The organism is Kitasatospora sp. UYEF31 (assembly GCF_057291755.1).
Genome location: NZ_JBXAWK010000029.1, coordinates 1 through 20,827 on the forward strand (window position 1 = coordinate 1; position 20,827 = coordinate 20,827).

General features: G+C 67.0%; 20 protein-coding genes and 1 pseudogene. 4 read left to right on the plus strand and 17 right to left on the minus strand.

The genetic code is table 11. The features are described 5' to 3' along the window. Window positions 1–358: 358 nt before the first annotated feature. The 5 genes and pseudogenes from AC0Z36_RS16180 to AC0Z36_RS16200 all read right to left on the minus strand — a co-directional run bounded on the left by AC0Z36_RS16180 (window position 359) and on the right by AC0Z36_RS16200 (window position 4,598). Entirely contained in the window at window positions 359–553 is a 195-nt protein-coding gene (locus AC0Z36_RS16180; protein ID WP_485463586.1) for a hypothetical protein, read from the minus strand. 454 nt (window positions 554–1,007) lie between these two features. Next, the gene (locus AC0Z36_RS16185; protein ID WP_485463587.1) at window positions 1,008–1,241 is read right to left on the minus strand and encodes a helix-turn-helix transcriptional regulator; all 234 of its coding nucleotides are present in this window, start codon (window positions 1,239–1,241) and stop codon (window positions 1,008–1,010) included. 365 nt (window positions 1,242–1,606) lie between these two features. Then, window positions 1,607–1,885, minus strand: a pseudogene (locus tag AC0Z36_RS16190) (DUF3151 domain-containing protein); the annotation flags it as partial. 131 nt (window positions 1,886–2,016) lie between these two features. Next, window positions 2,017–3,036, minus strand: a complete 1,020-nt coding sequence (gene fbaA, locus AC0Z36_RS16195) for a class II fructose-bisphosphate aldolase (protein WP_485463588.1) — start codon at window positions 3,034–3,036, stop codon at window positions 2,017–2,019. Window positions 3,037–3,236: 200 nt separating this feature from the next. After that, window positions 3,237–4,598 (minus strand): FAD-dependent oxidoreductase, encoded by a 1,362-nt coding sequence (locus AC0Z36_RS16200; RefSeq protein WP_485463589.1) that lies wholly within the window; start codon window positions 4,596–4,598, stop codon window positions 3,237–3,239. A gap of 105 nt (window positions 4,599–4,703) precedes the next feature. Between AC0Z36_RS16200 and AC0Z36_RS16205 the strand changes: the two genes are divergently transcribed. Next, complete coding sequence (locus AC0Z36_RS16205) at window positions 4,704–5,408, plus strand: DedA family protein (protein WP_485463590.1); 705 nt, start codon at window positions 4,704–4,706, stop codon at window positions 5,406–5,408. Window positions 5,409–5,732: 324 nt separating this feature from the next. Here AC0Z36_RS16205 and AC0Z36_RS16210 read toward each other — a convergent pair whose 3' ends face one another. From AC0Z36_RS16210 to AC0Z36_RS16220, 3 genes are all read right to left on the minus strand, one after another. Then, complete coding sequence (locus AC0Z36_RS16210; RefSeq protein WP_485463591.1) at window positions 5,733–6,707, minus strand: LPXTG cell wall anchor domain-containing protein; 975 nt, start codon at window positions 6,705–6,707, stop codon at window positions 5,733–5,735. A gap of 398 nt (window positions 6,708–7,105) precedes the next feature. Beyond that, entirely contained in the window at window positions 7,106–7,642 is a 537-nt protein-coding gene (pyrE, locus tag AC0Z36_RS16215; protein ID WP_485463592.1) for an orotate phosphoribosyltransferase, read from the minus strand. A 135-nt stretch (window positions 7,643–7,777) separates the two neighbouring features. After that, window positions 7,778–9,073 (minus strand): L,D-transpeptidase, encoded by a 1,296-nt coding sequence (locus AC0Z36_RS16220; protein ID WP_485463593.1) that lies wholly within the window; start codon window positions 9,071–9,073, stop codon window positions 7,778–7,780. A 528-nt stretch (window positions 9,074–9,601) separates the two neighbouring features. On the opposite strand from AC0Z36_RS16220, the gene AC0Z36_RS16225 reads away from it, so the two are divergent. Continuing rightward, the gene (locus tag AC0Z36_RS16225) at window positions 9,602–10,699 is read left to right on the plus strand and encodes a lipid II:glycine glycyltransferase FemX (protein WP_485463594.1); all 1,098 of its coding nucleotides are present in this window, start codon (window positions 9,602–9,604) and stop codon (window positions 10,697–10,699) included. Here AC0Z36_RS16225 and AC0Z36_RS16230 read toward each other — a convergent pair. From AC0Z36_RS16230 to AC0Z36_RS16240, 3 genes are all read right to left on the minus strand, one after another. Continuing rightward, a complete protein-coding gene (locus AC0Z36_RS16230) occupies window positions 10,674–11,543 on the minus strand; it encodes a hypothetical protein (protein ID WP_485463595.1) in 870 nt (289 codons plus the stop codon). The two genes, AC0Z36_RS16225 and AC0Z36_RS16230, sit on opposite strands and share 26 nt — an antisense overlap. Before the next feature lie 134 nt (window positions 11,544–11,677). Next, entirely contained in the window at window positions 11,678–12,100 is a 423-nt protein-coding gene (locus tag AC0Z36_RS16235; RefSeq protein WP_485463596.1) for a DUF350 domain-containing protein, read from the minus strand. A gap of 72 nt (window positions 12,101–12,172) precedes the next feature. Continuing rightward, window positions 12,173–12,685 carry a DUF2617 family protein gene (locus AC0Z36_RS16240; RefSeq protein WP_485463597.1) on the minus strand — a complete coding sequence of 171 codons (513 nt, stop codon included), beginning with the start codon at window positions 12,683–12,685 and terminating at the stop codon, window positions 12,173–12,175. 167 nt (window positions 12,686–12,852) lie between these two features. On the opposite strand from AC0Z36_RS16240, the gene AC0Z36_RS16245 reads away from it, so the two are divergent. Beyond that, window positions 12,853–14,037 (plus strand): pyridoxal phosphate-dependent aminotransferase, encoded by a 1,185-nt coding sequence (locus AC0Z36_RS16245; protein ID WP_485463598.1) that lies wholly within the window; start codon window positions 12,853–12,855, stop codon window positions 14,035–14,037. Between the two features lie 419 nt (window positions 14,038–14,456). On the opposite strand, the gene AC0Z36_RS16250 is transcribed toward AC0Z36_RS16245, so the two are convergent. Both AC0Z36_RS16250 and AC0Z36_RS16255 read right to left on the minus strand, forming a co-directional pair. Continuing rightward, window positions 14,457–14,957, minus strand: coding sequence for a type III secretion system chaperone family protein (locus AC0Z36_RS16250; RefSeq protein ID WP_485463599.1), 501 nt, complete (start codon window positions 14,955–14,957; stop codon window positions 14,457–14,459). A gap of 69 nt (window positions 14,958–15,026) precedes the next feature. Next, window positions 15,027–15,185 carry a hypothetical protein gene (locus AC0Z36_RS16255; protein WP_485463600.1) on the minus strand — a complete coding sequence of 53 codons (159 nt, stop codon included), beginning with the start codon at window positions 15,183–15,185 and terminating at the stop codon, window positions 15,027–15,029. A gap of 183 nt (window positions 15,186–15,368) precedes the next feature. Between AC0Z36_RS16255 and AC0Z36_RS16260 the strand changes: the two genes are divergently transcribed. Beyond that, the gene (locus AC0Z36_RS16260; RefSeq protein ID WP_485463601.1) at window positions 15,369–15,773 is read left to right on the plus strand and encodes a cupin domain-containing protein; all 405 of its coding nucleotides are present in this window, start codon (window positions 15,369–15,371) and stop codon (window positions 15,771–15,773) included. Between the two features lie 509 nt (window positions 15,774–16,282). Here the strand turns inward: AC0Z36_RS16260 and AC0Z36_RS16265 are convergent. From AC0Z36_RS16265 to clpB, 4 genes are all read right to left on the minus strand, one after another. Further along, on the minus strand, window positions 16,283–16,762 hold the full coding sequence (locus tag AC0Z36_RS16265; RefSeq protein WP_485463602.1) for a YbjN domain-containing protein: 480 nt from the start codon (window positions 16,760–16,762) through the stop codon (window positions 16,283–16,285). Then, the gene (locus AC0Z36_RS16270; RefSeq protein WP_485463603.1) at window positions 16,759–17,193 is read right to left on the minus strand and encodes a type III secretion system chaperone family protein; all 435 of its coding nucleotides are present in this window, start codon (window positions 17,191–17,193) and stop codon (window positions 16,759–16,761) included. The genes AC0Z36_RS16265 and AC0Z36_RS16270 overlap by 4 nt, the downstream gene beginning before the upstream one ends. Continuing rightward, window positions 17,190–17,831, minus strand: a complete 642-nt coding sequence (locus tag AC0Z36_RS16275; protein ID WP_485463604.1) for a type III secretion system chaperone family protein — start codon at window positions 17,829–17,831, stop codon at window positions 17,190–17,192. The genes AC0Z36_RS16270 and AC0Z36_RS16275 overlap by 4 nt, the downstream gene beginning before the upstream one ends. A 243-nt stretch (window positions 17,832–18,074) precedes the next feature. Beyond that, on the minus strand, window positions 18,075–20,678 hold the full coding sequence (gene clpB / locus AC0Z36_RS16280) for an ATP-dependent chaperone ClpB (RefSeq protein WP_485463605.1): 2,604 nt from the start codon (window positions 20,676–20,678) through the stop codon (window positions 18,075–18,077). Window positions 20,679–20,827: the final 149 nt, after the last annotated feature.

The following is a 20,827-nucleotide window of genomic DNA, read 5'->3' on the forward strand; positions in this document are numbered from 1 at the left end:
GGCTGCTGCTGAGCGTCGGTCACAAGATCAATCTACCGGCCAGGCAAGACCACTCCGCACCAGACCGCAGCTCACCGACCATCCAAAACAGTCACTACAAAAGGGTCGCACAGGCACCCATACGTCTGACCCCATACCCCGACGTTTGGTGCGCCCGCATACAAGCTAGATGTCCGTTCACTTTGCGTCAATCACCTGTGCGATTCGGCCAACCACCGAAGCGCTAGACAAAATGTCCCACTTAGACAAAACCTCTCAGTTTTCCTCGCATGCCCGCTTTGCCCTACTACAAGCAAGAAGCCACAGACATGTATGTCTGTGGCTTCCCAATGGTGCTGCTTTAAAGTTGCGTGTCCCGCTAGCGCCGCAGATAGCCCGTTTCGTCGGATTCCCGTATCGCCAGACCGTACCCCGTGTCATAGGCGTACGTCACGATCATGTGATGCATCAACTCTTTGAACGTTCCGAACCGCGCAGCGCGCTTCGCGTGGACGGTTTCGCCTGCTTCCACATCCGCGGCACATCTAAGCATCAAGTGCCACTCGGCGGTCATGTGCGCCGGGTTGACCCGCGCCGGGAGCCACTTCTCATACTCGGCCCGACTCTTGAGTCTGTTACTCCCCTGCATCCGGCGCAAGCGATTAATGAGAGTGCTCGCTGGCACGTCCAACATGCCTGCTTGCCGCCGGAGTGATAGGCCGGCCCCCGGGCCCTCAACTAGCGACCGGATCTCTTCATCGGTCACAGGATTTGTGGGCACGGTACTACCTACCTCTCTCACACGTTCCCCCGAACATCGACCCCGAGCGTAGAACGGGTGCAAGGGCTACGACTAGTCCTCAACTGCAAAATGCAGGTGCCTGCCAACCTGTCAGATCACCTTGTACATGTATCGACATGTTCGCTGACACGCGTGCCGCGTGTCAAAGCTCTGCTCAAGCCATGCGGCAAGTCACTTAAGGGCCGCTCAGGCGCTCACGCGCCCGCCTACAGGCATCAACCATGAGTCAGGGGAAGAGATCCCGCGCGGGAGCACCGAGCGCGTCAGCGATCGACAAGAGCGCGTTCTCGTTGGGTGCATACGCAGCAACTTCAATGTGGTTGATCGTCTTGCGAGGCAGCCCCGCAGCTTCGGCTAGCCGCTCTTGTGTCATCCCTCGCGCCACCCGCAGGGCGCGCACCTGCCGTCCGATCTCAAGGCGACGCGCGTAGTGCGCATCGGGTGAGTAGGGAGACGACACGGTGACACGGTGTCGTCAGCATGATCAAAAGTCTGTCCCATCGATGGGACAGACTCAAGCCGACGCAAAAGAGCCCCCTGCAACGGGAGCTCTTTGATGCTTGGCGTAGAAGCAAGCCTCAACCCGTAGGGGGCTTCTTCTTTCCGTTCTTGCTGGGCACCTCTGCGCCCGTGACGATGCGGGCTAGGTCTAGGTGCCATCGTGCGCCCCTCTTAGGCATCTTCGCTGCCCAGTGGGTCAACCAGTCTTCTTCGGTGCTCAGCTCGGCCTGTGTCGCTTCTTCCATCGCTCTTCCGCCCCACCCTGGGCGGCCTCAGCGTCGTTGTTGCAGGTCAGACGCTTAGCCGTACAGGGTTACATTTGGCATCCTTCTCCCACGGCACCGGGCCGTGGCCGTGCCAGCCGGCCCGGCGCAGCGAGTCGAGGCCGCGGTGGTAGCCGACGCGGGCGTAGGCGTACGACTCGATGACGTTGCCCTTGGCGTAGGCGGCGTCGGCGAGTTCGGCCCAGGCGAGCGAGAAGGTCGGGAACTTCGCGGCCACCTCGGCCGGGTCGGCGCCGTCGGTGAGGAGATTGAGGGGCTCGGTCTCCTCAGGCAGGTAGGTGGGGTCGGGTCCGCCGAAGAGGTTCTGGTCGATCGTCATGGGCCTATCTTGTCCTGCCCGGCTCATACGCCATGACGTGGTGGCAGTGGCAGGCCGAATTGTGGCCCGGACATGCCGGTGCCCCGGCCCGCATCGGACCGGGGCACCCGCACTGGAGCAGGGCGTACCGCTTACTTCATGCGGGTGCCGGCGGACCGCAGGTCCTGGCAGGCCACGACCACACGCTCGGCCATCGCCGTCTCCGCGGCCTTGCCGTACGAGCGGGGGTCGTACAGCTTCTTGTTGCCGACCTCGCCGTCGACCTTCAGCACCGCGTCGTAGTTGCGCAGCATGTGGTCCGCGATCGGGCGGGTGAAGGCGTACTGCGTGTCAGTGTCGACGTTCATCTTCACCACGCCGTAGTCCAGCGCCTCGCGGATCTCCTCGAGCGCGGAGCCCGAACCGCCGTGGAACACCAGGTCGAACGGGCGCTCCTTGCCGGAGGACGCGGTGACCGCGTCCTGGATGTCCTTGAGGATCGACGGGCGCAACTGGACGTTGCCCGGCTTGTAGACGCCGTGCACGTTGCCGAAGGTGGCCGCGAGCATGTAGCGGCCCTTCTCGCCGAGACCGATGGCCTCGACGGTCTTCAGCGCGTCCTCCGGGGTGGTGTAGAGCTTGTCGTTGATCTCGTGGGTGACGCCGTCCTCTTCGCCACCGACGACACCGATCTCAAGCTCCATGATGATGCGCGCGGCGGCGCACTTCGCGATGAGCTCCTGGGCGATCTGGAGGTTCTCTTCGAGGAGTACGGCCGAGCCGTCCCACATGTGCGACTGGAACAGCGGGTCGAGGCCCTTCTTCACCCGCTCCGCGGAGATGTCGATCAGCGGGCGCATGAAGCCGTCGAGCTTGTCCTTGGGGCAGTGGTCGGTGTGCAGCGCGATGTTGACCGAATACTGCGCGGCGACGACCTTCGCGTACTCGGCGAAGGCCACCGAGCCGACGACCATGTCCTTGACCGACCCGGAGAGGTACTCCGCACCACCGGTGGACACCTGGATGATGCCGTCGCTCTCCGCCTCGGCGAAGCCACGCAGGGCTGCGTTCAAGCTCTGCGAAGAAGTGACGTTGATGGCCGGGTAGGCAAAGTGCTCTGCCTTCGCCCGGTCCAGCATCTCGGCGTAGACCTCGGGGGTTGCGATGGGCATGCGTGTGCTCCTCGTAACGAGCTTGCGGCGATATGAGGGTTCGGCGCTTTGGGCCGTATCCCCGCGTGCCGACCATCCTGGCAGACTGCGCGGTGCCGTACAGCACCCCGGGCCACTCGTTCGATGGGCACTCCGCGGCGCGAACACGCTTGACTGGCAAGACCGTTACGTACGGTTTCTGATGTTCTGTCCGGGCTGGTTCAGCGCGCTTCCGCCACTCTCTGCGCGGTCTTGCGGGCGGCCACCAGGATGGGGTCCCACACCGGGGAGAACGGCGGGGCGTAGCCGAGGTCGAGGGCGGTCATCTCCTCCACGGTCGCCTGGTACGTCAGGGCGACTGCGGCGGTGTCGATGCGCTTGGCGGCCCCGTCGCGGCCGACGATCTGCACGCCGAGCAGCCGTCCGGTGCCGCGTTCGGCCATCATTTTGACTGTCATCGGGGCGGCCCCGGGCATGTAGCCGGCCCGTCCGGTGGACTCGATGGTCGCGGTGACGTAAGCGAACCCCGCGGCTTCGGCGTCCTTCTCGCGCAGTCCGGTCCGGGCGATCTCCAGGTCGCAGACCTTGCTGAGCGCGGTGCCGACGATGCCGGGGAAGGTGCCGTAGTCGCCGCCGATGTTCATGCCGATGACGCGGCCCTGCTTGTTGGCGTGGGTGCCGAGTGCGGCGTGCATGTAGCGCCCGGAAACCAGGTTGAGGACTTCCACGCAGTCGCCCCCGGCCCAGATTCCCTCTGTGTGCAGGACCCGCATCCGGAGGTCGGTGCGGATACCGCCGCTGTCACCGAGCGGCAGTCCCGCTTCTTTGGCGAGTTCCGTGTTCGGCCGTACGCCCGTCCCCAGAACGACGATGTCGGCGGGGTAGCGCTTGTCCGCGGTGTGGACTGCGACGACGCAGCCGTCTTCGCCGGTCTCCACCCGCTGCACGTCAGCGCCGGTGACCACGTTGATGCCCAGGTCCTCCATGGCCTTGTGGACGAGGGTGCCCATGTCGGGGTCGAGGGTGGACATGGGTTCCGCCCCCCGGTCCAGGACGGTGGTCTCCAGGCCCCGCCGGGACATCGCCTCGGCCATCTCCACGCCGATGTAGCCGCCGCCGATCACTACGGCGGTGCGGTGCCGCGCGTTCAGGTGGTCGAGCAGGGCCTGACCGTCGTCCAGGGTCTGTACGCCGCACACCCCGGGCGCGTCGATTCCGGGTACGGGCGGGCGCCTGGGGGTGGCCCCGGTGGCGATGACCAGTTGGTCGAAGCCGACCCGGGAGTCCTTTCCGGCGCTGAGGTCCCGTACATAGACCTCCCTGCGGTCGAGGTCGATCCCCACGGCCTCGGTGCCGAGACGCACGTCCAGACCCCGTTTGCGGTGCTCTTCGGGGCTGCGCGCGATCAGCTTCCCGGGGTCCGTGACGTCACCGGCGATCCAGTACGGAATTCCGCAGGCGGAGTACGACGTGCGGGTGCCCCGTTCCAGGACGACGATCTCCAGATCCTTGCGCCGGTTGCGGGTCTGGGAGGCCGCTGTCATGCCTGCGGCGTCGCCGCCGATCACCACGAGTCGTTCCATGCGGATCAGCATGCCCGTACGCGGGACTGAACACACGTACGATCAGAACACTCGGAGGACCAGGCGGGCGTAACGGCGACTGGAGAAGACCATTACCCTGCGGATGTGGACTACACCTCCCTTGCCGTCAACGTATTCGACGCCAAATCGCTGATCGCGACCTTCGGTCTGATCGGCATCCTGGCGATCATCTTCGCCGAGACGGGCCTGCTGGTCGGGTTCTTCTTCCCAGGCGACTCACTGCTGTTCCTGGCCGGTATCGCCACGTCGAGCGTGGCTGACGAAGTCATCGGCACCAGCATGTCGCTGCCGGTCCTTCTTATCGCCGCGCCGATCTGCGCGATCGCCGGAGCCCAGCTCGGACACCTGCTCGGCGCGAGATACGGCGCCAAGATGTTCGACAAGCCCGACTCGAAGATCTTCAAGCCGGAGTACGTACACAAGGCCGAGTACTACTTCGAGAAGTTCGGCCCGGCCAAGGCTGTGGTGCTCGCCCGGTTCATCCCGATCGTGCGGACGTTCCTCAACCCGGTCGCGGGCGTCCTGGAGATGCCGGCCCGCACGTTCTTCGTCTGGAACGTCGTCGGCGGCCTGGTCTGGACCGACGGGATCATCCTGCTCGGCCACTGGCTGGGCGCCAAGATCGGCACCAGCATCGACAAGTACCTGCTGCCGGGCATCGTCCTGATCGTCTTCGTGTCGATCCTGCCGATCCTCATCGAGATCGTCCGGGAGCGGAAGGCGAAGAAGCGCGGCGAGGTGCCCGCCCACAAGCAGATGAAGTCGCGGATCACGAATCCGCGCGACTGACTTCCACAACAGCTGTACGGCGAAGGGGCGGTGCGTGAGCACCGCCCCTTCTGCGTTGGCCGGGGCAGGCCGTCCAGCGATGATGACCGCGATCGGCAGCGTCAAGTGGCCGGAGAACAAGCGGGTTTCCCTCCGGGAACTCGCCGAACCCGCCGAGATCACACAAGCCCGCACCATCATCCCCGGGGCTGGCAATTCGCGGATCATCACCGTCTGCCCGGCAGGCTTACAGCGGGCCGTCGTGCCGGACCTTCACTGGGCCCGGCGGGTCGTACCGGGGAGAGCTACTCAAACTCCGTCAGCAGGTGAAGCGGGATGCCTGGATCAGGCAGCCGCGCCACCGCTGTTGCGACGGCGCAGAGCGACGAGCACACCCGCACCACCGATGAGGGCGACGCCACCGACGATGCCGACGGTCATGGCGGTGGAGTTGCTGTTACCGGCACCCGTCTCGGCGAGCGACTGACCCGGCTTCGGCTTGACCGGCTTCTTCTCCGGCTTGACCGGCACCTTGCCCGGGACGGTCGGCTTGTCGCCGGCCTTGGTGATGGTGAAGATGTACGCGTCGCTGTACGAGTCGTACTGGAACTCGCCGCTCTGGTCCGTCTTGTCGGCGGAGAGCGCGGCGTAGAGGCCGAGGCCCTTGCCGAGCGGCGCGTCCTTGGTGAAGGAGAGCTTGACCTGGATGCTGGCCTTCGCGTCCTTCTTCAGTTCGTAGAGCGAGTCGGCGCCGACACCGTCAGCGTCCTCGTGACCGAAGATCGCGACGACGGCCACGTCGACCTGCACGATCTGGGCGTCCTGCCACTTGCCCGTCTTCGGGTTGACGAACGAGAGCTTGACCTGGGAGGCCTTCAGGCTGCCGTCGATCGACACCAGCGACACGGCCGGCGAGTAGACCAGGTCCTTGCCCTTGTTGTTGCTGATCAGGGTGCTGAACGTGGCCGCGTCACCACCGGCGACGAAGGCCGAGGGAACACCCTGGAGGGAGACCTCGGGACCGTCGCCCTTGTTCTGGGTCGGCTGGACGACAGCCGAACCACCGGGGGTCTGGGCCAGCGGCGCAGCGGCGGGAACCGTCGCGGCCGGCTTGGCGGAGGCCGGCGTGGAAGCCGGAACCGGCGCGCTGGGCTTCGGCTCGTCAGCCTTGGGGGTGGTCGACGCGGGGGCCGTCGCGGGGGCCGACGGAGCGACCGGCGGCGCCGACTCGGCGGCCATGGCGGCCGGGGCCGCGACGAGCACTGCGGAGGAGACGAATGCCGTAACAGCGGCAACGGCGAGACTGCGGTGGAGCTTCATGAAAGAAGACCTCTATGGGACGCAGGGCAGGGGACTGCGGGGATGGAACTGTACGAATGAGAAAGGCCCGCCGCGTACAGAGGGACGCACAGCGGAGCCGGTTGAACAGGGACGGGCGTCAGCGGATGCAGGAGATCCGGGCGGCGCGCAACACGTCGCGACAACACGGCAGTTCGTACAGGAAAGTCATCATCCCCCCACGGAATGGCTCAGCCCTCCCCAAGAATCAAGGCCGAGTGCGCTCGAAGGATATCCCAGTGGCCAAGAAAAGCAACGGCCGCACCAGTAGATGCGATTGGCATCACAGGTGCGGCCGTTCACAGAAGCCGCTAAAGGGCCCATACAGGGCTCCATAAACGGAATCAAACAGTTACCAGCAGTTACACGCAGCGAAAGGGCTACAAACCGAGATCGTCCAGCGAGTACGCGATGTAGTACGGCAGGCCGGTCTTCTCAATGGCGGGTGCGGCTCCGCGCTCGACGATGACGGCGACGCCGACGACCTCGGCCCCGGCCTCACGCAGTGCCTCGACGGCGGTGAGCACCGAGCCACCGGTGGTGGAGGTGTCCTCGACGGCCAGCACCCGGCGGCCGGCCACGTCCGGGCCTTCGATGCGGCGCTGGAGACCGTGCGCCTTGCCTTCCTTGCGGACGACAAAAGCGTCGAGCGTACGGCCCTGTGCCGCGGCGGCGTGCAGCATCGCGGCGGCGACGGGGTCGGCGCCGAGGGTCAGCCCGCCGACGGCGTCGTATTCGAGGTCGGCGGTCACGTCCAGCATCACCTTGCCGACGAGCGGTGCGGCGACCGCGTCGAGGGTGATCCGGCGCAGGTCGACGTAGTAGTCGGCCTCTTTGCCGGAGGAAAGGGTCACCTTGCCGTGCACGACGGCCTTGGTCTTGATCTGTTCCAGGAGGGCATCACGGTCGGTGCTCATGAAACAAGAGCGTAGGCGAAGCAGCGGGCGACGACTAAACGCGGGAGGCCCGTACGCCCCGCTTCGCAGCAGGTCGTACGGGCCTCACCGGCGTTCAGCGGGTCAAGGGTTCCGCAGGTCCGGAGGTCAGGACAGTCAGGATGTGGTGACCGCCGACTTGGCCTTCCATTCGTCCCAGCTGAGGGTGAACGCCCCGAAGCCGTTGCCCGGGTCGACGTTCTTCTCCTTGGCGTTCTTCACCTCGATGATGTCGCCGACGGTCGCGCGGTCGTAGAACCACTTGGCGTCCGCGGTGCCCAGGTTCACGCAGCCGTGACTGGTGTTGGCCGAGCCGATGTTGGTGTTCCAGTGGGCGTCGTGGGTGAACGTGCCGGACTGGGTCATGTGGACGGCGTTGTCGACCTCAAGGTCGTAGAAGTCGGCGATGCCGACGCTCGCCGACGTCATCCGGACCTTCGGCTGCTTGCCGAGCACGGCCATCTTGCCGTTCCAGGTGGCGTACTGGGCCGAGCCGAGGGAGACCGGCATCGTCCGTACGGTCTGACCGTTCTCGGTCACCACGGCCTTGTGGGTGTTCGCGTCGATGACGGTGACACGGGCGGTGTCGCTGATGGTGAACTCGGAGGAGTAGTCACGCACCATGAAGCGCTCGTTGCCGGTGTCCACACCGGTCACGTTGGCTTCGAACTTCACCTTGGTGCCGGGCTTCCAGTACTCCTTGGGCCGCCAGTCCACGCGGTCCTTTCCTGCCTTGTCCTTGACCCAGCCCCACGAGCCCTCGACCTCCGGGGTGGTGGTGACCTTGAGCTTCTTCTCGATGTCGGCCTTGTTCTTCACCGGGTAGTCGAAGGCCATGGACACCGGCTGGCCCACGCCGACGACGCTGCCGCCGGACGGGACGATGGTGACCTTGTTGGTCTTGTCGGCCACCTTGGTCACGAACTTCGAGGTGAGGGTGCTCTCCTTGCCTTTGCCGTCCTTGACCACGGCGTTGACCGTGTAGTCGGTGGTCGGGGCGAGCAGACCGGTGGAGGTCCAGGAGTTGCCCGTGTCATTGACGGCACCTTCGACGGCGGCGCTGCCGTTCGGCGTGGCGCTCGGCCTGCCAGTGGTGTTCGCGCTGCCCGTGGTGCTCCTGGCGCCGACGACGTCGACCTTGACCAGGGTTCCGTCGGAGACGGTCACCACGACGGCTTTGCTGTTCTCGACGTCTTTACTGCCGTCCGCCGGGTCGACGAGGATCGCCGGCGCGGGCGGCGCCTTCTTGTCGTCCACCTTGTTGTCGGAAGCGGTCTTGTCGCCGCTCTTGGCGTCTGCTCCGGCGGATCCACCGCCGCAGGCGGCAAGCACCGTGAGACTGCCGAGGGCTAGGACCGCGCCGCCTATTCGGCGGGCGGAAGCCGCTTTGACCGTCAATCCGACAACACGCATCTAGTAGCTCCTTTGCGGATGAACCGACCCTCGTAACGACGAACAACAACCGGTTGCGGTTCCGTCTTCCCTGCGGTCCCGTACGGTATGTGACCACTCAGACAACAGGCGACTCATGCATTACATGAAAAAATAGGGCAATACAGACATAGAATCCCAGGTATACGACCAGCGCCAAATCTCCTGTTCCTGATCATCTGTTCCTGATCTCCTGTTCCTGATCTCCTGTTCCTGATCACCTGTTCCTGATCACCGACTTCGTACGGCCGTAAAAGGTTTCACTCCGGACGCTGAAACATTCCACGGCCGTACGGAGTCGGAACCAGGTGCGGGACAGTCCCGCCGCAGGCCGGTGGTCTGCGTCCACACCCCAGGAGCCCACCCGTGGCCGGACCGCTGACGGAGAGACCCCCCACCCGTGGGCCCGCGCCCCGCGGACCCGCGTCCCACAGCCCCCCCGCCCAGGTGCCGCGCCGCCCCGCACCACACCACCCCGCGGCGTCCCCGCCTTTGTTCGCGGCACTGACCGTGGCACCCGTCGCGCCGGCCCGGCAACTGGCGTTCCTGCGCGACCGGGGCGGCGTGTCCTTCCTGCAGACCCCCGCCTGGGGCAGCGTCAAGCCCGACTGGGACCCGGAGTGCCTGGGCTGGTGGGACACCTCCGGCGCACTGGTCGGCACCGTCCTGGTGCTGCACCGTCGGATCCCACGGACGAATCGTTCCTTCGCCTACCTCCCCGAAGGCCCGGTTATCGACTGGGCTGATCCGGACCTGGCCCGCTGGCTGACCCCGCTCCTCGAACACTTCCGGGCGCGGAACGTCTTCTCCGTACGGATGGGCCCGCCGCTCGACCACCGCAGCTGGCATGCGGAAACAGTCAAATCCGGGGTCAAACGAGGCTTCACCCGGCTCGGCGAACTCACCCCCGACGAGATCGATCCGGTCGGCGTCACCGTCGCCCAACGGCTGCGCACACTGGGCTGGCGGCCGACCGGCGACGATGACGGCGACGCGCAGCCCCGGTACGTGTTCCGTGTCCCGCTCGCCGGGCGCAGCCAGGACGATCTGCGGTCGGGCCTCAACCAGGAGTGGCGCCGGAACATCAAGAAGGCCGCGGCGTCCGGCGTGGAGATATCCGTGGGTGACGCTGAGGACATGGCGACCCTGCACGCGCTGCTGCGGGAGACGGAGGCACGGGACGGTTTCCGGCTCGGCCGCTCCCTGTCCTACTACGAGCGGCAGTACCGCGTGCAGAACGCCGAGGAGTCGGGCCGGATGCAGCTGTACCTGGCTTCCTACCAGGGCGAAGTCCTCGCCGCGCACACGCTGGTCAGCCTCGGGGACCGGGCCTGGTACCAGACCGGCGGCTCCGCGGACCGGTTGCGTGAAGTGCGGCCCAGCCATGCGTTGCAGTGGCGGATGATGTGCGACGCCAGGGCGGCCGGGGTGCCCGTCTACGACATGCGCGGTATCAGCCCGGTGATCGATCCGCAGGACCGCCGGTTCGGGGTGCTGCGCTTCAAACTGGGCACCGGCGGCACGGCGGTGGAGGGCCTGGGCGAGTGGGAGTTCCCGCTGAACGCCGCGCTGCACACGGCGTTCAAGGTGTACCTGAACCGCCGGTGAAGCACCCGGAACAGCGGTCGCCCAGCAACGGATCGGTGTTGACCGGCAGCGGATGGCGCCGCAGGTTCTCGTGCACCACGTCCTCGAACGCGCCCGCGCACTTCCACGCTCCGCCGAGCAGGACCAGTGCGGCGAAGAGACCCACCGTCAACGCCGCCCTGGTCCGCGGGGAGAGGTCGGCGACGAACAGCCACAAAACCACCAGGGTGCCGGCCGCCGCGTTGACCATGCCGGTCACCGCGACCGTACGGATGACTCCGAGGTGTGGCAGCAGCAGGAAGGGGAACAGCAGCCCGCCGAAGAGTGCCCCCACGTAGTCCGCCGCGAAGAGGTCGGCGACCGCGCTGGAGGCGTCCTGGCGGCGGATGCGCTGCAGCAGGGTCATGAGGAGCGGGATCTCCGCACCGATGAGCAGGCCGAGTACCGCGGAGACGGCCAGCAGCGCGGGGCGGTGGCCGCCCGTCCAGATGTACGAGGTGTAGAGGATCGTGCCCGAGGTACCGCCGACGGCGGCGAGCGCCAGTTCGATGGCGGCGAAGGCGGGGGCGGCCCGGTGGGCCAGCGGCTTTGCGGCCAGCGCCCCGGCCCCCATGGCGAAGACCATGACGGACAGGACGAGCGAGGTCTCCGTGACCGGGTCGCCGCCGAGGTGCCCGCCGACCGCCGTCAGCGCCAGTTCGTAGATGAGTCCGCAGGCGGCGCACAGGAGTACGGAGAACAGCACCAGGAATCGGGCGGGGCCTGCGGGGAGCGGCAGCACCGGGGCTCTGAACTGCGCCAGTGCGGCGGAGTCAGCGGCAGCGGGGGTGGCGCCGGGGCCTGGGGTCGGGTCGAGCAGCGTCACGCCCGAACGGTAGGCGCAGACTCCGGCGGAACACCGGTATCCGGGGAAGGTTCACTCAAACCGGTAACAACCATCGGGTAGGCCGGAAAACACGCTCCGCGCGCTGCGGGATGTGCTTTCCGGCCCACTCGGCGCTAAGCGATACAGGCACAGACGATCGCGGCGACGCCGACCTGTGAGGCCGCCGTCACCCACACCGCCGGGTGCGGTTCGTCCTCGACGCAGATCGCGCCGAGCTTGCCCGGGGTGACCAGGTCGAGCACCAAGAAGGCGATCGCCATCATGACCAGCCCGGAAACGCCGAACAGCGCGGTGGAGGCCAGGCCCTTGCCGAACTCGTCGTAGGTGGTGGCGATCGCGGTGGTCACGATCGCGCCGACGCCGAGCAGTGCCGAAGCGAGCACGGTGGCCGCGTTCCGGTTGCGCTGCATCCAGATCTGGTGCCCGAGCTTGCCCGGCGTGAGCACGTCCACCAGGACAAAACCGAGGACCATCAGCACGATGCCGACGCCTCCGTACGCGAGTGTCCGTCCCAGACCATCGATCAGATCGCTCATGCTGCCCCGCCCCGTCCGTCTTTTCCGTGTGCCGGTCGGCGGTAAGTCTGGCCTAACGAGCGTCGCGCGTGTTCACACAATCGGATGTGCGTGCGTACGGGTGATCACAATGCGGCCTTCCTGCGGGTAGGTGTGCCAGGTCGACCAGTCGACCGAGCCGCCGTCACGGACCTCGGCGGTGAGCGCGGTCACCGCGTACGGACTGCCCGGGTAGACCCCGATCAGACCCGTCGGGTGGGCCCGGACACCGGCGACCACACTGTCGACCTTCCGGCCGAAGTCCAGCGTGTCCAGGTGCTGGGTCAGCGCGGTGAACTCGTACTCCCAGCGCCCGACCTGCTGTGCAGCGCGGGCCGGCAGCGGCTGCCGTCGGCCGCCCGTGCAGGCCACCGTCTCCGAGCACCACTCGTCCCCTTGGGTGAGGAGCACCTGGTGGGAGGCGCCGAGCAGGCGCAGGTTCAGCTTCGCGTCGCCGGGCAGTTCGATGTCGCGCTCGGCCAGAGCCGGCAGCGGGCGCAGGTTCAAATGCCAGCTCAACGCGTCCGCGCGGGTATCGGTGTACGGGATGTCCAGGTTCACATGCATCGACCGACCAGCGCAGGCGTGGATGTCACCGAATCACCTCAGACAGGGAAGGAATAGGGAGCGCATTCACGGTAGGTGACGATTGCCGGCTCGTCGTCACCCCGAGTAGTGAATATTGTTACCTCACACGGGTGACCGTGGACGTTATGAAGGAGGAGTACGCCGATATGAGTTCATCGCGCCCGCTTCTGAACCGCCGGCTGGCCGGTCTCGGCACAACGATCTTCGCGGAGATGTCCGCGCTGGCCACCGCCACCGGTGCGGTCAACCTGGGGCAGGGGTTCCCGGACACCGACGGCCCCGCGGAGGTCGTCGAAGCCGCCGTGGCGGCACTGCGCAGCGGGGTCGGCAACCAGTATCCGCCGGGGCCCGGCATGGCTGGTCTCCGTACGGCCGTCGCCGAGCACCAACAGCGCTTCTACGGCCTGACGTTCGATCCGGACACCGAGGTGCTGATCACCACCGGCGCCACGGAGGCCATCGCCGCCACGCTCCTCGCCCTGGTGGAGCCCGGGGACGAGGTCGTCGCGCTGGAGCCGTTCTACGACTCGTACGCGGCCGGGATCGCGATGGCGGGCGGTGTCAGGGTCGGCGTGCAACTGCGTCCCGACGCGGCGGGCACCGGTTTCTTCCTGGACCTGGACGAGTTCCGGGCGAAGATCAACGACCGGACGCGGCTGATCATCCTGAACTCGCCGCACAACCCGACGGGCACGGTGCTCGGCCGGGAGCAGCTGCTGGGGATCGCCGCGATCGCGGTCGAGCGCGACCTGATCGTGCTCACCGACGAGGTGTACGAGCACCTGGTGTTCGACGGGGAGCACATCCCGCTGGCGACGCTTCCGGGCATGCGGGACCGTACGGTGACCGTGTCGTCGGCTGGGAAGACCTTCAACTTCACCGGCTGGAAGATCGGCTGGGTGTGCGCGGCCCCGGAGCTGACGGCGGCCGTACGGACGGCCAAGCAGTTCCTGACCTTCGTCTCGGGCGGCCCGTTCCAGCCGGCGGTCGAGCTTGCGCTGCGGCTGCCCGACGCGTACTTCACCGGGCTCCGCGACGACCTGCGGACCAAGCGGGACCTGCTGGTCGGCGGTCTGGAGGCGGCCGGGCTCAAGGTGTTCACGCCGCAGGCGACTTACTTCGCGACCGCGGACATCCGCCCCCTGGGCTACACCGAAGGGCTGGATTTCTGCCGTCGGCTGCCGGCGCTGTGCGGGGTGGTCGCGGTGCCTGAGGTGGTCTTCTTCGACGACGTAGAGGCGGGGCGGCACCTGGTGCGGTTCGCGTTCTGCAAGCGGATGAGTGTGCTAGAAGAAGCAATCGAAAGGCTGTCCAAGCTGCGGAAACGCTAATCTCAGCGCCCGGGACACGCACGGTCAGGCCGGGGCTCCGCCGTGTACGTGCACACCGGGGCAGTCCAAGTCCAGCCCAGGCAGCCCACTTGTTGACGCGCCGGGCGGCGCCCTCGTCCATCCCGTCGGGGTCCCGCATGATCCATGCGGTGACCTGGCGGACGGTCGGAGCGGCCTCCCCTGCCGGTTCGCCCGGGATGGCACGGTGCTTCTTGAGGTAGCCGCGGACGATTCCGTGGCAGCCCGCGTAGCCCTGCGCGGTGATCTCCCGGTGCCGGGCCAGGGCGTTGGTGCGGCCCGACGACCATCGTTCCAGTCGGCTGAAGAACTCGGCTGAAGCAGCCCGTCCAGAACAGAAGACCGGGCGCGCGGAGGCCCCTGTCCGGGGCGTCCGCGCGCCCGGTCGCTGCGCGCACGGCTCAGCTCTCGGCAGGCTTCTCGTCCTCGGCCGGCTCGACCGGGCCGTCGATCTTCTCGTTCAGCCAGTTCGAGAAGGTGATCGAGGTGCTGATCCAGGCCCGCGTGGTGAACAGGAACAGCTCACGGTTGATGCCGGGCTCGCAGTCCAACTGCGACTCGCCGATGATGCGCACCTTGCCCTCGTGGACGTGGGTGTACGCCTTCGGCCAGAAGTACTGGCGGTGCCACTCGTCGAGCAGGTCGAGCAGCATCGGACGCTCGGATTCCTCGAACTCACGGTCGAGGAAGGTGCGGACAGTGAAGATCTCCTGGCGCTCGCCGCGCAGCATGAAGTAGACCCGGAAACCGTCCCAGGGGGCGCCGATGTCGCCCTCTTCGTCGGTGAAGTGGTTGACCTGCAGTTCAGTGAGCACCTGCTCGATGAGCGCCTTGGAAGGCTTGATCACCGGTGCCGCCGGCACGAAGGTCGGCATCGGCAGCGAGGACGGGTCGATCGTCATGGCGAAGGTTCCTCTGGTGTGGAGTGGCAGGTTCTGGGGTTCATCCTCCCCCACCGCTCCCCGGACGCGTCACTCGTACTCCGTACCACCCCTGCGGGTGAGTCGGGCGTCGGAAACGATCTTGCCGACGGCAGCCCGGCAGAGGCCCACCGGGGCACGTTCGAGGGCCTCGGCGTCTGGGTGGGTGTGGACGGTCCGCGGTTCAGCGGTGACCCGGAACGCGGACACGGGTCGCCCTTTTCTGGATGTCCGGACGGGCGGGATGTCCGGATGGCTGACGGTTCGTCACCATCCTTGCCGCACAACGGGTCCGGGTTCGCAAGGGGTTCCCCGTACTCCATCGGTTCTCCGGCGCAGCCGTCCACAGATTGTGGACAAGCCGCGACGAAGCCGATGGGCGATGATGTCCGCATGCCCATCTTCATCGAGAAGCCCACGATCGTCGAAGCCGCCGGGAACATCCCGAAGACCATCCGGGAGTTCGTCGGCCAGGTCAACACCGGCACGTCCGAGCTCAGCATCGCCCACATGTCGAGCCCCGGCGGCTGGACCGAGCCCGGCCAGACGCCGGAGTTCGACGAATACACCGTTGTACTGCGCGGCATGCTGACCGTCGAGCACAAACCAGCCGACGGTACGGATGACTCCGGCACGATCGCCGTCATCGAGGTCGGGGCCGGCCAGGGCATCCACACCCGGGCCGGGGAGTGGGTCCGCTACAGCACCCGCAACGCCGAAGGCGCGGACTACATCGCCGTCTGCCTCCCCGGGTTCACCCCGGACTCCGTCAAGCGCGACGAGGACCAGCCCGCGTAAGGCCCCGCGCCCTGGAACGCTCCTGAAAATCCTGGGTTCTGGCCCCGCTCCGGGTGGAGTGGGGCCAGTCTTGTGTTCGTGCGGGGGGAATGGGGCGGGGAGAGCGTCGGCGTGGATGAAGACGGCACCCTGTTCGTCATCGCGCCCGGATCCGCACCCTTCGTGGCCGCCCAGCGACGCAACGGGGCGTACGAAACAAGGGCGATCCGCTCGCCGAGCGTGATGGGGCGCAGGCAACAGCGCAGCGGAGATCCCATGTCCTCGCCGGTCGCGATGAACGGGGCGCAGGGACGGCCCGCGTCATCGATGACCCGCAGTGCCTTCAGGACGACTGTGTCAACGGGCGCACGGTGTATCTGGTCATGTGCCCATGCTGGATCGACGCACGGACGGTTGCTGGCGGGAAAAGGACGTCACGTTGGTGCGCGACCACACAGAAGGCCGGCCGGAAGGGTCCCACCCGCTGAACGCAGGCCGCCTACGACCGCCGACCCCTTGGAATCGATCATCTAGTCGCCGAGGTCCTCCGACTCAAGGGCCTGCTTGGCCCGGATCAGCTCCTCCAGGATCCAGTGCACGAAGTCCAGGTTCCGGCTGATCGAGTCCCTGGTGAAGTTCAACAGGTAGTGGCGGGTCAGCCCGTACTCGCAGTCGATCTGCGACTCGGCGCTGACCCGCACCCGGCCGTCGTCGCCGGTCACCGTGTAGGCCTTCGGCCAGCGGTACCGCCGGTTCCACTCGTCCGTCAGGTCGAGCAGCCGCAGTTTGTCCTCGATGGGGAAACTGCGGTCCATGTCGATGCGGACGGTGTACACCCGCTCGCCGCGGAAGAAGAAGATCCGGTCGCCGCCCCAGAAGCCGCCGAAGTCGCCCTCGTCGTCGGTGAAGTGCCGGATGTCGAGCTCCGCGAGGAACCCCTTGACCAGCTCGGCCGTCGGGCGGGTGACGGGCCCCGCGTCCGATCTGACCGCGCCCTCGTCGCCGCTCACAGTTCCGGCCCCATCCGCTCGCCCAGCCAGTCCCGCAGCGACCGCATCGTGCCCAGCCAGCACCGGTTGGTGTGGAAGAACAGCGCCCGTTCGATGCCCACTTCACAGTCGAGCAACGCCTCAGCCGCCAGCGTCAGATGATCGTCGTGGACACGGGTGAAGACCTTCGGCCAGTACCGCGTGCGGTTCCAGTCGTTCACCACGTCGAGCAGTTCGTCCTTGCGGTCGAGCGGGAACCGCCGGTGGTAGTAGGCCCGGACCCAGTAGATCTCCTGCTCCTCGCCCAGGAGCATGAAGTAGACCCGGTACCCCTCCCAGTACGCCCCGAGGTCGCCCTCGTCGTCAGTGAAGTAGCGCAGCCCGGATTCCTTCAGGAACTCCTCGATCAACTTCAGGTCGGGGCGGACGGGCAATCCCATGCCGGCGGTCACGAATCCCCCTCCGTGCTGTCTTCGGCGGCACTGTCCTCAGCCGTGCTGTCGTGGACCGTGCCGCGTTCAACCGTGCCGCGTTCAACCGTGCCGCGTTCAACCGTGCCGCGTTCAACCGTGTTGCCGTCAACCGGGCCGCCTGCGGCCGGGCTGCCGCCGGGGCCGCCGCCTTCGGTGGCCATCTGCTGGGCCATCTGCTGGGCCATCCAGTCGCGCAGCGACAGCGAAGTGCCGATCCACCGGCGGACGGTGAACAGCAGGAGGTCCCGGCTGATACCCGGCTCGCAGTCCAGCTGGGCCTCGCCGGTGATCCCCACCAGGCCGTCGTCGAGCGTTTCAGCGAATGCTTTGGGCCAGTAGCGGGTGCGGTTCCACTCGTCGAGCAGTTCCAGGACCCGGGTGCGCTCCTCGATGGGGAAACGGCGGTCCAGGTAAACGGTTGTGGAGAAGACGTCCTGGTGCTCACCGACCGTCATGAAGAAGATCCGGCAGCCGTCCCAGAACCCCAGGATGCCGCCCGACTCGACCTCGGTCACGAGGTCCAGTTCCTCCAGGACCGACTGCACGAGCTCCCGGGTGAGCTCCACAGGCATCGCCCCTGGTCCGGGCACCGGCTGCCAAGGACGTTCGTCGGTCACCGCGTCCTCCCCTTGAACACTTGAAACACTTGGAAAACGTGAACTGAACACTGCGACACCGCTGCGCAGGCAGTACGCGCCGACTCCCCGCCGCACGCCCCCTGCGGCCGTATCCCTACGCTACCCGCCCCGGGGGACGCTCGAACGACGGTCCCCACGTCCTACCTGCCCTGTACAGGGAAATGCCGACGGCCTCGTCCCCCAGATGGGGGACGAGGCCGAAACGGCTGTCCAAAAAGCCGGTCAGGACGCCTCGGCGCTCCCTGCGGGCCGTACGGTCAACTGGTCCAGGTCTCCGTCCCGGTCCACCAGCACCGTGTCACCGTCGTTGATGTGGCCGGAAAGGAGCGCCCGGGCCAGCTTGTCGCCGATCGCCGTCTGCACCAGGCGGCGCAACGGGCGGGCACCGTACGCCGGGTCGTAGCCGGTCAGCGCCAGCCACTCGCGGGCCGCGTCGGTCACCTTGAGCGCGATCCGCCGCTCCCCCAGGCGCTTGGCGAGCCGCAGCACCTGGAGGTCGACGATGTGGGTGAGGTCGTCCAGGCCCAGGGCGTCGAAGACCACGATGTCGTCGAGCCGGTTCAGGAACTCGGGCTTGAACGCGGTCCGCACCATCTCAAGCACGGCGGCCTGCTGCGTGTCCTTGTCGATCGTCTGGTCGACCAGGAACTGCGAGCCCAGGTTGCTGGTGAGGATCAGCACGACGTTGCGGAAGTCGACCGTACGGCCCTGACCGTCCGTCAGGCGCCCGTCGTCCAGGACCTGGAGGAGGATGTCGAAGACCTCGGGGTGGGCCTTCTCCACCTCGTCGAGCAGGATGACGGAGTACGGGCGACGCCGTACGGCCTCGGTGAGCTGCCCGCCCTCCTCGTAACCGACATAGCCGGGCGGGGCTCCGACGAGACGGGAGACGCTGTGCTTCTCGCCGTACTCGGACATGTCGATCCGTACCATCGACCGCTCGTCGTCGAACAGGAAGTCCGCGAGCGACTTGGCTAGTTCGGTCTTTCCGACGCCCGTGGGGCCGAGGAAGAGGAACGAGCCGACAGGCCGGTCGGGGTCGGCGATGCCGGAGCGGGAACGGCGGATCGCGTCGGCGACGGCCGCGACGGCGGTCTTCTGGCCGATCAGCCGGGTGCCGAGCTCGTCCTCCATGCGCAGGAGCTTGCCGCGCTCGCCTTCGAGCAGCCGCCCGGCGGGGATCCCCGTCCAGGCGGAGACCACGTCGGCGACGTCGTCGGGGCCGACCTGGTCCTTGACCATGGTGTTCTGCTGGTGGGCCTCGGACTGCGCGGCCTCGACGAGTTCCTTCTCCAGGGTGGGGATGCGTCCGTAGAGCAACTTGGACGCAGCCTCGAAGTCCCCGTTGCGCTCGGCGACTTCGACCTCACTGCGGGCTTCGTCGAGCTGCTTCTTGATGTCGCCGACCTTGTTCAGGCCGGCCTTCTCCTGCTGCCAGCGCACGGTCAGCGCGTTGAGTTTCTCCTGCTTGTCGGCGAGGTCCTTGCGCAGTTTGTCCAAGCGCTGCACGGAGGCCGCGTCGGTCTCCTTCTCCAGCGCGAGCTCCTCCATGCGCAACCGGTCGACGGAGCGCTGGAGTTCGTCGATCTCGACGGGTGAGGAGTCGATCTCCATACGCAGCCGGGACGCGGCCTCGTCGATGAGGTCGATGGCCTTGTCCGGGAGGAAGCGCGCGGTGATGTAGCGGTCCGACAGCGCGGCGGCGGCGACCAGCGCGGAGTCGGCGATCTGGACCTGGTGGTGGGCTTCGTACCGCGACTTGAGGCCGCGCAGGATCGCGATCGTGTCGTCCACGCTCGGCTCGCCCACGAAGACCTGCTGGAAGCGGCGCTCCAGGGCCGGGTCCTTCTCGATGTACTTGCGGTATTCGTTGAGCGTGGTGGCGCCGACCATCCGCAGTTCGCCGCGGGCCAGCATGGGCTTGAGCATGTTGCCCGCGTCCATCGCCCCTTCGCCGCCGGCCCCGGCGCCCACGACGGTGTGCAACTCGTCGATGAACGTGACGACTTCGCCGTTGCTGTCCTTGATTTCGGTCAGTACGGCCTTGAGGCGCTCTTCGAATTCACCGCGGTACTTGGCACCGGCGACCATGGCGCCCAGGTCGAGGGAGATGAGCCGCTTGTTCCGCAGGCTCTCGGGGACGTCCCCCGCCACGATCCGCCGGGCGAGCCCTTCCACGACGGCGGTCTTGCCGACGCCCGGTTCGCCGATGAGCACGGGGTTGTTCTTCGTACGCCGGGACAGGACCTGCACCACCCGGCGGATCTCACTGTCGCGGCCGATGACCGGGTCGAGCTTGCCGTCGCGGGCCTCGGCGGTGAGGTCGCGGCCGTACTTCTCCAAGGCCTGATAGGTGCTCTCCGGGTCCTGCGAGGTGACCCGCGAGCTGCCGCGGATCTTGCTGAAGGCGTCGACCAGGTTCTGCGGGGAGCCGCCGTGCTGCTTGAGCAGGTCGGCGACCGGTCCTGAGCCCGCGGCGAGCCCCACGAGCAGGTGCTCGGTGGAGATGTACGCGTCGCCGAGTTTCTCGGCGCGTTCGCCCGCCTGGGTCAGCGCGTTCATCGCCTCCCGGGACAAGCCCGGCGCGTTCACCGTCGAACCCTGCGCGGACGACAGTGCGTTGAGGACCGCGGCGGTCTGGGTGCGGAGCTGATTGACCTCCGCGCCCAGGGCGGTGAGCAGCGCGGGCGCCGCGCCCTCGGGCTGGTCGAGCAGAGCGAGCAGGAGATGCGCGGGCTCCACCTGCGGGTGCCCCGACGCAGCCGCCTTGCGCACGGCGGTGGAGAGAGCCTCCTGGCTCTTGGTGGTGAGCTTGTTTGCATCCATTTACTGGCCCGACCTTCCCTTCCAAACGGGTTCCGAACGGCTTCCGAACGGCTTCCGAACGGCTTCCGTATGCAATAACGGCGGATAAGTTGAGTCTATTCCACTCAACTTTCACCACGCCGCCGCGGCTGCCTTGATGCTGCCCGCGC

Excerpts from the sequence above, each read along its gene's own strand:
- AC0Z36_RS16180 (WP_485463586.1), bottom strand. The coding sequence starts at position 553 with ATGACCGCCGAGTGGCACTTGATGCTTAGATGTGCCGCGGATGTGGAA.
- fbaA (WP_485463588.1), bottom strand. The coding sequence starts at position 3,036 with ATGCCCATCGCAACCCCCGAGGTCTACGCCGAGATGCTGGACCGGGCG.
- AC0Z36_RS16200 (WP_485463589.1), bottom strand. The coding sequence starts at position 4,598 with ATGGAACGACTCGTGGTGATCGGCGGCGACGCCGCAGGCATGACAGCG.
- AC0Z36_RS16210 (WP_485463591.1), bottom strand. The coding sequence starts at position 6,707 with ATGAAGCTCCACCGCAGTCTCGCCGTTGCCGCTGTTACGGCATTCGTC.
- pyrE (WP_485463592.1), bottom strand. The coding sequence starts at position 7,642 with ATGAGCACCGACCGTGATGCCCTCCTGGAACAGATCAAGACCAAGGCC.
- AC0Z36_RS16220 (WP_485463593.1), bottom strand. The coding sequence starts at position 9,073 with ATGCGTGTTGTCGGATTGACGGTCAAAGCGGCTTCCGCCCGCCGAATA.
- AC0Z36_RS16235 (WP_485463596.1), bottom strand. The coding sequence starts at position 12,100 with ATGAGCGATCTGATCGATGGTCTGGGACGGACACTCGCGTACGGAGGC.
- AC0Z36_RS16240 (WP_485463597.1), bottom strand. The coding sequence starts at position 12,685 with ATGCATGTGAACCTGGACATCCCGTACACCGATACCCGCGCGGACGCG.
- AC0Z36_RS16245 (WP_485463598.1), top strand. The coding sequence starts at position 12,853 with ATGAGTTCATCGCGCCCGCTTCTGAACCGCCGGCTGGCCGGTCTCGGC.
- AC0Z36_RS16250 (WP_485463599.1), bottom strand. The coding sequence starts at position 14,957 with ATGACGATCGACCCGTCCTCGCTGCCGATGCCGACCTTCGTGCCGGCG.
- AC0Z36_RS16260 (WP_485463601.1), top strand. The coding sequence starts at position 15,369 with ATGCCCATCTTCATCGAGAAGCCCACGATCGTCGAAGCCGCCGGGAAC.
- clpB (WP_485463605.1), bottom strand. The coding sequence starts at position 20,678 with ATGGATGCAAACAAGCTCACCACCAAGAGCCAGGAGGCTCTCTCCACC.